Source organism: Streptomyces sp. NPDC092296 (assembly GCF_044755465.1).
GTDB lineage: Bacteria > Actinomycetota > Actinomycetes > Streptomycetales > Streptomycetaceae > Peterkaempfera.
Genome location: NZ_JBIVRB010000007.1, coordinates 7,012 through 18,101 on the forward strand (window position 1 = coordinate 7,012; position 11,090 = coordinate 18,101).

An 11,090-nucleotide genomic window follows, 5' to 3' on the forward strand; every position below is an offset into this window, starting at 1 on the left:
TACGGGCAGGCCGGCAGGCAGCAGATGCCTCGGCGGCGCCAGAGGCAGGCAACGGGCCAGGGACAGAAGACGAGCCCACCCGATAGCTGGCCGGCCGCAAACCCGGAATACGGGCAGGCCGGCAGGCAGCAGATGCCTCGGCGGCGCCAGAGGCAGGCAACGGGCCAGGGACAGAAGACGAGCCCACCCGATAGCTGGCCGGCCGCGAGCCGGGGATGGGGGCAGGGCGGCAGGCGGCGGGGGTCTCGGCGGCGGCAGGGGGTGGGGGCAGGACGGTGGCCAGGCGGTGGCGGAGGGCTGTGGTGGTCTGCCGACGGCGGGCCGCGCCGGGCAGGGTGATGGTGCGCATGGCAGGGGACGCTAGGCGTGTCCGGCCGGCCCCGGGAAAAGTCGTCCGCCGCCTGTGGACAACCCGGGGGTGTGGATAACTCCGTTCACCCACTCGGGTGGAAAACGGTCAGCGCGGCGAGACCACCACCGCCAGCAGGCCCGGCCCGACGTGGGCGCCGATGACGGCGCCGACCTCGCCCACGTACAGGTCACGCAGGCCGGGGATGCGGCTGCGCAGGCGCTCGGCCAGGGGTTCGGCCCGGTCTTCGGCGGCGAGGTGGTGCACGGCGATGTCGACCTCGGCCGTACCGGTCTGGTCCACGGCGATCTCCTCCAGCCGGGCGATGGCCCGGGACGCCGTACGGACCTTCTCCAGCGGTTCGATCCGCCCGCTCGACAGGTGCAGCAGCGGCTTGACGGCCAGCGCGGAGCCGAGCAGCGCCCGAGCCGCACCGATCCGGCCGCCGCGCCGCAGATACTCCAGGGTGTCGACGTAGAAGAAGCCCGTGGTGGCGGCAGCCCGCGCCTCGGCCGCCGCCGCGACCTCCCCGAGATCGCCGCCCGCCTCGGCCGCCGTGGCGGCGGCCAGCACGCAGTACCCCAGGGCCATCCCGACCATGCGGGTGTCCACCACCCGTACCGGCAGCTCGGCCGACTCGGCCGCGAGCAGCGCCGCCTCGTACGTGCCGGACAGTTCGGCCGAGAGGTGCAGCGAGACCACGGCGTCCGCGCCGGCCTCGGCGGCGGCCCGGTAGGCGGCGGAGAAGGACTCCGGGCTGGGCCGGGAGGTGGTCACCGCCCGGCGGGCGCGCAGGGCGTGCGCGACGTCCTTGGGCGAGACCTCGATGCCTTCGGCCAGCACTTCGTCACCCATCACCACGCTGAGCGCCACCACGCCGATCCGGTGGCGGTCCACTGCGTCCTGCGGCAGATAGGCCGTGGAATCGGTGACAAGCGCAACGTGGGCGGACATGTGCGGGAGGTTACCCGCCGGTGGCGGCCGGGGACAGCGGCGGGTGACCTCCCGCAGCCGTGACCCGCCCGACAGAGCCGACAGGGCACCGGTCAGGACAACCGGTCAGGACAACCGGTGAGGGCCACCGATCAGGCAGCGGGGCTCCCCGGCCCCGTACGGGGCTTGCGCAGCCGCTCCGCGAACCGCACCCGGGGGTCGCCCAGCCCCAGCGCCTCGGCGGCGCCGACACCCCGCCCGCTGCCGAGCCCGGCCCGCCGCTCCCGCCCGGCCGGAGCCGAGCCGTCCGACGTACCCACCGACCCCTCCGATCGCGAGGCCGACGCAGGCCCGCCAGACCCAGCAGACTCACCAGACCCGCCAGACCCAGCAGGCGGCGCGGCCGGCGCCCAGTGCCGCAGCGCCCCCGCCTCGGTCTCGCACTCCCGGCTCAGCCGGGTCAGCTCGTCCTCGGAGAACCGCTGCGCCCGGTCCTGCGCCGCCCAGCGCAGCGACTCCGCCGCGTGGGTGATCCGCTCGGCCCGCTCCCGCAGCTCGGGCAGCTTGGCGTCCAGCCGCGCCGTGCCCGGCTCGCGCTCCAGCATCCGCAGCTCGCCGTCGACCTGCCCGGCGTGCTCCTCCAGCTGCCGGAGCAGTTGCAGCGCGTCCGCGAGCTGCGAGTCGCCCTGGACACCGGCCTCCAGCACCCGCCGCGTCCCGGCGAGCGACTCGCGCACCTCCAGCCTGAGGGCGGCGATCCGGCCCTGCGGGCCCGCCTGGGTGTACTTGCGGGCCTTGAGGGTGGCGTCCTCCACGGCGCGGCGGGCCTGGGCGCCGTGCTGCTCGACCTTGCGGCCGACCGCGCGCCCGCCCCTGACGGCGGCCACCACCAGCAGGGCGGTCATCACGAGGACGAACAGCGCCACGACGCCGACCAGGATGCCGATCGCCTCCATGGGATGCCACCTCCGCGCTGAGGGACGGGACCGCCGGGCGGGCCCGCTTCGATCCGGTGCTGATGTACCGGTGCGTTCCACCGTAGCCGCGTCTGTCCGCCGAATGGGCGGACAATCCGGACACGGTCGGGGAGTTCAGGGACAGTTCCGGGTTTCCCCCGACATACCGAGGGGCCGGGCGGAGGGTCGCACCCCCGCCCGGCCCCAGCAGGACCGGTCAGCCGGTGACGATGTTGACCAGCTTGGGCGCCCGTACGACCACCTTGCGCACCGCCGCGCCGCCGATCGCCTTGACCACCGCCTCGTCGGCCAGCGCCACCGCCTCCAGCTCGGCCTCACCGATGCCCGGCGGCACCTCCAGCCGGGCCTTGACCTTGCCCTTGATCTGCACCACGCAGGTCACCGTCTCGTCCACCAGGTACGCCGGGTCCGCCACCGGGTAGTCGGCGAAGGCAAGCGACTCGGGGTGGCCGAGCCGCCGCCAGAGCTCCTCCGCGATGTGCGGGGCCAGCGGGGCGACCAGCAGCACCAGCTGCTCGGCCACCGTGCGCGGGGTGCTGCCCCGCTTGACCAGGTGGTTGTTGAGCTCGGTGGCCTTGGCGACCGCCGTGTTGAAGCGCAGCCCCGCCATGTCGGCGCTGATGCCCTCGATCGCCCGGTGCAGCGCCCGCAGGGTGGCGTCGTCCGGCTGCTCGTCGATGACGACCAGCTCGCCGGTCTCCTCGTCCACGATGTTGCGCCACAGCCGCTGGAGGAAGCGGTACGAGCCGACGACCGCGCGGTCCTCCCAGGGCCGGGAGACGTCCAGCGGGCCCATCGCCATCTCGTACAGCCGCAGCGTGTCGGCGCCGTACTGCTCGGCGATCTGGTCGGGGGCGACGGTGTTCTTCAGCGACTTGCCCATCTTGCCCGCCTCGCGGCGGACGGGCTGCCCCTGCCAGTAGTACCCGTCGGCCCGCTCCTCCACCTCGGCCGCCGGGACCGGGAAGCCCCGGTCGTCGCGGTAGACATAGGCGGTGATCATGCCCTGGTTGTACAGCTTGTGGAACGGCTCGAAGGAGGAGACGTACCCCAGGTCGAACAGCACCTTGTGCCAGAAGCGCGCGTACAGCAGGTGCAGCACGGCGTGCTCGGCGCCGCCGACGTACAGGTCGGCGCCACCGGCCGGCTTGCCGGCCCGCGGACCCATCCAGTACTGCTCGGCGGCCGGGTCGACCACCCGGTCGCTGGAGACCGGGTCGACGTAGCGCAGCTCGTACCAGCAGGAACCGGCCCAGTTGGGCATGGTGTTGGTCTCGCGGCGGTAGCGCTTGGGCCCGTCGCCCAAGTCCAGCTCGACGTGGACCCACTCCTCGGCCCGGGAGAGCGGGGTCTCCGGGGAGGTGGCGGCGTCGTCGGCGGCGAAGGTGCGCGGCGAGTAGTCGTCGATCTCGGGCAGCTCGACCGGCAGCATCGACTCGGGCAGCGGGTGGGCCACGCCGTCCTCGTCGTAGACGATCGGGAACGGCTCGCCCCAGTAGCGCTGCCGGCTGAACAGCCAGTCGCGCAGCCGGTAGTTGACGGTGCCCTCGCCCAGGCCGCGCTCGGCCAGCCAGTCGGTGATCCGCTTCTTGGCCTCGGCCACGCCCAGGCCGTCCAGCGAGACCGAGTCGTTGGCGGAGGCGGTGATCGCCGCGTCGTACGAGGAGAAGGCGTCGTCCCAGTCGGCCGGGTCGGTGCCCCGGTCGTCGCTCGGCTGCACCACGCAGCGCATCGGCAGGCCGAAGGCCCGCGCGAAGGCGAAGTCGCGGGAGTCGTGGGCGGGCACCGCCATGATGGCGCCGGTGCCGTAGCCCATCAGCACGTAGTCCGCGATGAAGACGGGGACGCGCTCGCCGCTCACCGGGTTGACCGCGTGGGCGCCGGTGAAGACGCCGGTCTTGACCTTGGCGTCGGCCTGCCGCTCGACGTCCGACTTGGCGGCGGCCTCGGCGCGGTAGGCGGCGATGGCCTCGGCGGGGGTGGCGGCGCCGCCGGTCCAGTCCGGGCGTACGCCGTCGGGCCAGGCGGCGGGGGCGATCCGGTCGACCAGCTCGTGTTCGGGGGCCAGCACCATGTAGGTGGCGCCGAACAGGGTGTCGGGGCGGGTGGTGAAGACGGTGATGGCGGCGCCGCCGTCGGCGTCCACCGCGAAGTCCACCCGGGCGCCCTCGGAGCGGCCGATCCAGTTGCGCTGCTGGAGCTTGATGGCGTCCGGCCAGTCCAGCAGGTCCAGGTCGGAGATCAGCCGGTCCGCGTAGGCGGTGATCCGCATCATCCACTGGCGCAGCTTGGACTTGAAGACCGGGAAGTTGCCGCGCTCGGAGCGGCCGTCGGCGGTGACCTCCTCATTGGCCAGCACGGTGCCCAGGCCGGGACACCAGTTGACCGGCACCTCCTTGGCGTACGCCAGCCGGTACTCGCCCAGCAGCTCGTCGCGCTCGACCGGGGACAGCGCGGCCCAGGGGCGGCCGTCCGGGGTGGCGCGGCCGCCGGTGGCGAACTGCTCGACCAGCTCCGCGATCGGGCGGGCGCGGCCGGCCTGCTCGTCGTACCAGGAGTTGAAGATCCGCAGGAAGATCCACTGCGTCCAGCGGTAGTAGTCCGGGTCGATGGTGGAGATCGACCGGCGGGCGTCGTGGCCCAGGCCCAGGCGGCGCAGCTGGGCGCGGAAGACCTCGATGTTGCCCTCGGTGGAGACCCGGGGGTGGGTGCCGGTCTGCACCGCGTACTGCTCGGCGGGCAGGCCGAAGGCGTCGTAGCCCAGGGTGTGCAGCACATTGTGGCCGGTCATCCGCTTGTAGCGGGCGTACACATCGGTGGCGATGTAGCCCAGCGGGTGGCCCACGTGCAGGCCCGCACCGGACGGGTACGGGAACATGTCCATGATGAAGGCGTGCGGCTTGCCGGAGACGTCCCCGGCGGCCGGGTCGGCCAGCGGGCCGGTCGGATTGGGGGCGTTGAACGTCCCCTCCTTCTCCCACAGGTCCTGCCAGCGCGCCTCGATGTCGGCCGCCAGGGTGGCTGTGTACCGGAAGGGCTCGCCGGCGGCCTCGGCCGCGCCCGGAGCAGGGGTCGTCTCGCTCATCGTCTTCAGGACTCCATCGGTGTCAGATAGCGAATCGGCGGCCGGAAATGAAAAAACCCCTCACATGAGGGGTCGCCGCGCCGACTCCGGCCCTTGCGCCAGGCGTCGGCCGGTGCTGGTCAGCGCGGCCGGCTAAGGAGCAGGCGCACGGTTCGCATGGGCTCAGGGTACCGCAGCGCCCACGGCGCCCGCGCGCCCCTTGCCCTGCCCCGGCGGCTACGGCCGGCAGGCCCGGTCGAACTCCTTGAGCACCTTGGCCACCCGTACCGACAGCATGCCGGCCGCCAGCTCCCGCGCCCGGTCCGCCGCCTCGACGGCCGCCGCCCGCCGACCGCCCAGCAGCAGGCACTCGGCCAGCCGCACCAGCGCCAGCGCCCGGGTGCGCGCCCGCTCCGGCGCGATCCCGGCCGCCGCCAGCTCCAGGTGGTGCCGGGCGGGCTTCGGGCGGCCGAGGAACAGCAGGCTCTCCCCCACCAGCTTGTGCAGGTCGGCCAGGTCCTGCGGATCGGCGTCACCCGCCGCCGCCTCGGTGAACGCCCGCTCGGCCGCCTCCTCCGCCCCGGGCCGCTCCCCCAGCCGGCCCAGCGCCCGCGCCATCCTGCCGTACTGCAACGCCCGCTCCGCCGCGCCGTCCACCCCGTCGGCCGCCGCCAGCGCCATGGTCAGCAGGGTGACCGCCTCCCGCTCCCGGCCCGGCAGGAACGTCGCCTGCGCGGCCAGGCAGCCCATCACCGACGCGCCCGTCCGGACGTCCCCGGAGACGTGCGCGGCCCGCAGCGCGGCGACGAAGCAGCGCTGCGCGGTCACCTCGTCGCAGCCGTCCGAGGCGGCCCAGCCCGCCAGCCGGGCCAGCCGGGCCGCCACCGCGTACAGCTCGCGGCCGGTCCGCTCGTCGTACGCGCCCAGCTCCAGCAGCTGCACCAGGACGCCGACCTCCCGGCGGGCCGTCTCCAGCACCAGGCCGCCGCCGAACGCCATCTCCAGCCGGTCCTTGCCGTCGGCCGAGCCGCGCAGCTCGGCCACGTGCGCCGGCCCGACCGGCAGCGGCCCGTGGCCGACCGGCGGCGGGCACTCGCTGTCCGCCCACTGCCGCGCGACCAGGTGCAGGTCCTCCGGGCGGAAGAGGTCGGCCGGGCGCTGGAGCCGCACCGGCGCCCCGGCGGCGGCCGCCTCGACCAGGGCGGCGCGGGCGAACTCGGGCGTCCAGGCGTCGGTCAGCAGCCGCGCGGAGATCGTCCGGGCGCCGCGCGCCGGGCCCATCGCGGACCACAGCTGCTGGTACGTGACGGCTATGCCCAGCGCCCGGCTGAGCACCTCGCACACCACCTGGTCGTACGGCGGCCTCGGCACCCGGCCCCGGTCGCGCCAGTGGTACGGGGTCGTCTTGTTGATCGCGGCGTGGCCGCCGCCGACGGCGGCGTTGACCTCGGCCGCCAGCCGCTCCGGTCCCCATCCGAGGTGGGTCAGCAGGCGCATCAGCTCGTGGTTCTGCCGGGGTGACAAGTCGGCCATGCCTCGCACGGTAACCCGCAGGGCACCGCGCAGGTAGGCCCGGGTCCGGGCGGTCGCGGTGCGCACCGGGACTCGGCGTTGCACCGGTGCGCCGGCCTGCCGCTCGATACACTGATCCGGCACCTGACAGGTCGGCGGTGGGAGGGCGAAGTACGGCCGGCTCTGGCACAGGTTGCCCGGGGAAGTCCCTGGTACGGGCGCTGACCTGCCGGGAGCTGCTTCCGGCCGTGGTCCCGGCGCTGTTCCAGCGGGCCGCCCCGGAAGCGGAGCCGATCGCGCCGCCCGGGAGCGAGATCGCGGCGGACGGCCGTCTCGGACAGCAGTCGGTCGCCCGGCACACCGGGCAGCAGCCCCACCGCCGCGTCCGGCCGGGCGGCGCGTCGTGGGCAGCCCGCCCGACGGCACCGCTCCCACCGTCCCACCCTCGCCCGGACCGGAGTCATTGCCTGATGACCGCCCGAATCCCTGTCCTCGACACCTGCGACGACACCTTCGACGGCCTCGTCCCCCGCGTGCTCCCGTACCCGCACCGGCCCGGCGCCGGGTCCGGGGCGGCCAGACGTTCCTACGGACCGGCGCCGCTGATCGGCAGGGCGGTCGTCGCGTGACCGAGCTGCGGTCGGAGCGCGGCGCTCATGATGAGTACGACAGGTCCGGGCAGGACGAGGAGCACAGCGCCGCGGGCCGGGCCGACACCCCGCTGCGGGACGGCGACGGCACGCTGATGCCGCGCGCGGCCCCCGGGCCGACGGCCGGCGGGCGGGCGGCCCGGCGCCGGGAGGCCAGGCGCCGCCGCGACGGGCCGGGGCTGATCGCCGTCAGGCTGTTCGGCGAGTGCCTGATCACGCTGGGCCTGGTGCTGAGCCTCTTCGTGGCCTACCAGCTGTGGTGGACCAACGTCCGGGCCGACGACTACGCGGACAAGACCCGGTCGAAGCTGGAGCAGCAGTGGGCCGGCACCGGCGGCAAGGGCAAGAAGCACCCTCCTTACCCGAAGTCCGTCCCGTTCGGCACCAGGTTCGCGATCATCTACATCCCGAAGCTGGACGTGAAGACACCGATCGCCGAGGGCACGGACCGGGACAGCATCCTCAACAACGGCCTGGTCGGCCACTACACCGGGCAGCAGGAGACGGCGTTCCCGTGGACATCCCCCGGCAACTTCGCCCTGGCCGCGCACCGCAACACCCACGGTGAGCCGTTCCGCTACATCAACACGCTGGAACCCGGCGACAAGGTCGTGGTGGCCACCGCCTACGACTACTACACGTACGAGGTCACGAAGAAGCTGGAGCAGACCCCGCCGACCAATGTCTCGGTGATCGAGCCGATCCCGCCGCAGTCCGGGTTCACCCGGCCCGGCCGCTACATCACGCTGACCACCTGCACACCGGATTTCCACTCGACATACCGGTTGGTCGTGTGGGGGAAGCTGATCCAGGACCTGCCGAAGAGCTCGGGCAGGCAGCCGTCTGCGCTCCAGGGCAAGGGCTGACGGCTCCCGCGTCCGAGGCGCAGGGCACCCCGAAGCGGGGGCGTCCGAAGACGCGGACTGTCTTCGGACGCCCCCGGGCGGTCAGGCCGTTCCGTTCGCCAGCGACCGGGCGTTGCCGAGCGCGTTGCGGAGCCAGCTCAGATAGGTGTCCAGCTGAGCCGAGTGGGCCTTGATCTGCTCGTTCTCATAGGCCACCCAGGCGGCGATCCCGATGTCCTCCAGATCGACTCTCCGCTTGCACTCGACATCGGCGAGCGCTGTGTCGATCTCGATGCGCGACGGAACCCGCCCCTGCCACCGCGAATCCCCCATCGCCTGGATCGACGATTCATAGGAGTAGCCCTGGGACTTCATACACGAACTCCACCGGCGCTGAACCTCCAGGACTCGCGGGTCCTTGTCCACGGAATCACCGAGGCTCGCCGCCAGGTTGTTGGCGTAACTCGTGTCGTTCGGCGCCGCCGGGCCGCCCTTGGACAGCGCGCGCAGCGCCTCCCCCACGCAGCCGCCGGCCGGAACCCTCATGCCGTGGACTCGACCGGGGCCCGTACCGGTCAGCAGCCCCACCACGGCGTCGGACAGTTGCGGTGGGTTCTGCGCCGACGTTCCGGCACCGCCGCCCGGGTCCGGCACCCGGTATCCGTGGACCTTGACGACAGCAACGTCCGTCGGACCGAAGAGCCCTGCATTTATATGGGCGAGAAAACTCGGCGGTGATTTCTTCGGCGGAATGGTCTCGGAGAAACCGAACCTGTGGATGCAGGAGTTCTCGAGTGCGATGCGCGCATTGTCGAGCACGAGCTTCTGGTCGGGGGTCGGGGTGTAGGCGTCCAGCGGCAGTCTGACGTCCCCGACCACCCCCGTCCTCGGGTCCGCCACCCGAACGCTCGGCGCCATCGTGGGGACCGGCACTGATGCGGCGTACTCCGACGGCCGCGCCGGGCCGCCCCCGGAGCCGCACGAGACGGCCGTGGCCAACGCCAGCGCGGCCGGGAGGAGGGAAGCGGCAGACCTGATACGGATGCGCATGCGATGCCTAGTACCAGGTGTTGGCCATGAGGTTGTTCTTGTAGTAGATCGGGTCCAGCTGGGTGATCTTCACACCCGGGTCCACCTCCAGCGGGGCGTGCGGCTGGTACACGTCCGTGGGGTCGCACGAGGTGGGCAGGTGGTTGATGAAGAGGAAGGCCGTGTAGTGCGAACTGTGGTTCTGCACCGACGCCTGGTTGTTCGCGACGGGGTTCCCGTCGCTGAAGCTGTACCCGGAGTACGACGGTATGCAGTATTTGCCACCGTTGCTGCCCGGGTCGAAGAAGCTGATCGCCCCTCCGCCGTAGTTCGAGTTGTACCACTCGCACAGTGCGGAGCCGGTACATCCGGGAGCCGAGAGGGACGCGGCGGACGCCGTCTGTGCCGTTGCCGCGCCCCCCGCCACGAACAGCGCGCTGATTCCGACCGCAGCCAGTAACCGGTTCTTTCGCATGTCAACTCCAATGGATCGACGAGTGGAGGTGCGGGTCCGAGCGCGGTACGAGTCGGCGAGGGAGCCGCAGACCCAGGTGGACGCACTCGCACTCACGGCCGGGGGCACCACCGGTTCCCCCGCGGCCGCTGCCGACATGGCCGCAAGGGTGCCGATGCCCTTTTCACCCTTTCCTTCCTTCTTTTCTCCCCCAAGGCGCGAGTGACGTATTGGCACTCCGACCGTATGAGTACATACTTATCTTCGGCAACCCTGGGAATCAGCCATCCTCAGCGCCGGGAAACGTCCCGCATGTCCGCATGATGCGGCTGTCTGCGGCAGCACGAATACCGCCCGAAGACGGACGTGACCGACAGGGCCCCGGCGAAGCGGCAGGCATCGGGGCCGCCCCGCCAGGGCGCCGTACTGTCTCTTCGGCACTGTCTCTTCGGCCGGCTGCCGTGAGCCGCACGAGCGCTGTCCGGAACCCGGCGGTGGCCCGCGTTCAGTCCGTCAGCACCGCGCCCGCGAGGTCGAGGCCGAGGTCGCGGGTGTGCTGGACCGGCAGGCCGGTGTCGGTGTACCAGTCGTCGGTGGCCTCCGGGTGCGGCCCGACGACGCCGACCAGGCCCGCGCCGAACCGGGTGACCAGCGCGGCGGGCGAGCCGTTCGGATAGCTGGCCAGGATCTTCACGTCGGCGGCCTCGTCCAGCACGAAGTACGGCCCGTCCTGGAAGAACAGGGTGCGTGGCCGACCGCGCCACTCCACCTCGACGAGCGTGTCGTTCTCGTGGTCGACCGTGGCGCCCGGTGACGCGATGTACTGGTCGGTGTCGCCGGGCAGCAGGCCGAACCCCGGGGTGGCCCCGGCGAGGTAGCCGCCGAGGCAGAAGCCCAGGTAGCGCCCGCCGCCCTGGACGTAGTCCCGGATGACGTCCCGCTGCCGTCTGAGGTGCCGGTAGGCGTCGGACAGCTCGCCGCCGCCGGGCTGCGCGTACACCGAGGCGTGGGCCAGCGACTCGGCCGAGAGCGGCAGCGCCTCCCTGGGGCCGGTGTAGCGGACGTCCAGGTCCCAGCGGCCGGCGGCCAGCAGCGCGGCCACCGCCTCCGGGCAGCCCGGCAGCGACGCCGGGCCCCGGTAGACGAGTGCCAGCGGACGGCCCTCGGTGATCGGGGCGGGGGCACTGCGGGTGCCGAACGCCCGGCGGAGGGAGTCGAGGAGGGGTGTCACGGGTGCCTCACAACGTCATCCGGAGCGTGGGCGGAGGCCGGAGCGG

The 11,090-nt window shown here is 72.9% G+C and carries 9 protein-coding genes; 2 read left to right on the forward strand and 7 right to left on the reverse strand.

What is annotated here, in order from left to right:
• Positions 1-457 precede the first annotated feature (457 nt).
• The 4 genes from ACIQGZ_RS17910 to ACIQGZ_RS17925 form a co-directional block, all read right to left on the reverse strand.
• Positions 458-1,303, reverse strand: coding sequence for a DegV family protein (locus ACIQGZ_RS17910; RefSeq protein ID WP_402602838.1), 846 nt, complete (start codon positions 1,301-1,303; stop codon positions 458-460).
• Positions 1,304-1,434: 131 nt separating this feature from the next.
• The gene (locus ACIQGZ_RS17915; RefSeq protein ID WP_402602840.1) at positions 1,435-2,238 is read right to left on the reverse strand and encodes a hypothetical protein; all 804 of its coding nucleotides are present in this window, start codon (positions 2,236-2,238) and stop codon (positions 1,435-1,437) included.
• Between the two features lie 217 nt (positions 2,239-2,455).
• Positions 2,456-5,344 carry a leucine--tRNA ligase gene (gene leuS, locus ACIQGZ_RS17920; protein ID WP_402602841.1) on the reverse strand — a complete coding sequence of 963 codons (2,889 nt, stop codon included), beginning with the start codon at positions 5,342-5,344 and terminating at the stop codon, positions 2,456-2,458.
• A gap of 216 nt (positions 5,345-5,560) precedes the next feature.
• Positions 5,561-6,856, reverse strand: coding sequence for a hypothetical protein (locus ACIQGZ_RS17925; protein WP_402602842.1), 1,296 nt, complete (start codon positions 6,854-6,856; stop codon positions 5,561-5,563).
• 449 nt (positions 6,857-7,305) lie between these two features.
• On the opposite strand from ACIQGZ_RS17925, the gene ACIQGZ_RS17930 reads away from it, so the two are divergent.
• Together ACIQGZ_RS17930 and ACIQGZ_RS17935 are read left to right on the forward strand one after the other, a co-directional pair.
• Positions 7,306-7,464: a hypothetical protein gene (locus ACIQGZ_RS17930; protein WP_402602843.1), complete on the forward strand. Its 159-nt coding sequence runs from the start codon at positions 7,306-7,308 to the stop codon at positions 7,462-7,464.
• Complete coding sequence (locus ACIQGZ_RS17935; protein ID WP_402602844.1) at positions 7,461-8,351, forward strand: class E sortase; 891 nt, start codon at positions 7,461-7,463, stop codon at positions 8,349-8,351. The genes ACIQGZ_RS17930 and ACIQGZ_RS17935 overlap by 4 nt, the downstream gene beginning before the upstream one ends.
• A gap of 81 nt (positions 8,352-8,432) precedes the next feature.
• Here the strand turns inward: ACIQGZ_RS17935 and ACIQGZ_RS17940 are convergent, their stop codons facing one another.
• The 3 genes from ACIQGZ_RS17940 to ACIQGZ_RS17950 form a co-directional block, all read right to left on the reverse strand.
• Positions 8,433-9,380: a hypothetical protein gene (locus ACIQGZ_RS17940; protein WP_402602845.1), complete on the reverse strand. Its 948-nt coding sequence runs from the start codon at positions 9,378-9,380 to the stop codon at positions 8,433-8,435.
• A 7-nt stretch (positions 9,381-9,387) separates the two neighbouring features.
• The gene (locus ACIQGZ_RS17945; RefSeq protein WP_402602846.1) at positions 9,388-9,834 is read right to left on the reverse strand and encodes a hypothetical protein; all 447 of its coding nucleotides are present in this window, start codon (positions 9,832-9,834) and stop codon (positions 9,388-9,390) included.
• Between the two features lie 484 nt (positions 9,835-10,318).
• Entirely contained in the window at positions 10,319-11,044 is a 726-nt protein-coding gene (locus tag ACIQGZ_RS17950) for a BPL-N domain-containing protein (RefSeq protein WP_402602848.1), read from the reverse strand.
• Between the last annotated feature and the right edge of the window lie 46 nt (positions 11,045-11,090).

What these genes read in the sequence shown, in the direction of transcription:
- ACIQGZ_RS17930 (WP_402602843.1), top strand. Translation starts at nt 7,306, where the DNA reads ATGACCGCCCGAATCCCTGTCCTCGACACCTGCGACGACACCTTCGAC.
- ACIQGZ_RS17915 (WP_402602840.1), bottom strand. Translation starts at nt 2,238, where the DNA reads ATGGAGGCGATCGGCATCCTGGTCGGCGTCGTGGCGCTGTTCGTCCTC.
- ACIQGZ_RS17940 (WP_402602845.1), bottom strand. Translation starts at nt 9,380, where the DNA reads ATGCGCATCCGTATCAGGTCTGCCGCTTCCCTCCTCCCGGCCGCGCTG.
- leuS (WP_402602841.1), bottom strand. Translation starts at nt 5,344, where the DNA reads ATGAGCGAGACGACCCCTGCTCCGGGCGCGGCCGAGGCCGCCGGCGAG.
- ACIQGZ_RS17945 (WP_402602846.1), bottom strand. Translation starts at nt 9,834, where the DNA reads ATGCGAAAGAACCGGTTACTGGCTGCGGTCGGAATCAGCGCGCTGTTC.
- ACIQGZ_RS17925 (WP_402602842.1), bottom strand. Translation starts at nt 6,856, where the DNA reads ATGGCCGACTTGTCACCCCGGCAGAACCACGAGCTGATGCGCCTGCTG.
- ACIQGZ_RS17910 (WP_402602838.1), bottom strand. Translation starts at nt 1,303, where the DNA reads ATGTCCGCCCACGTTGCGCTTGTCACCGATTCCACGGCCTATCTGCCG.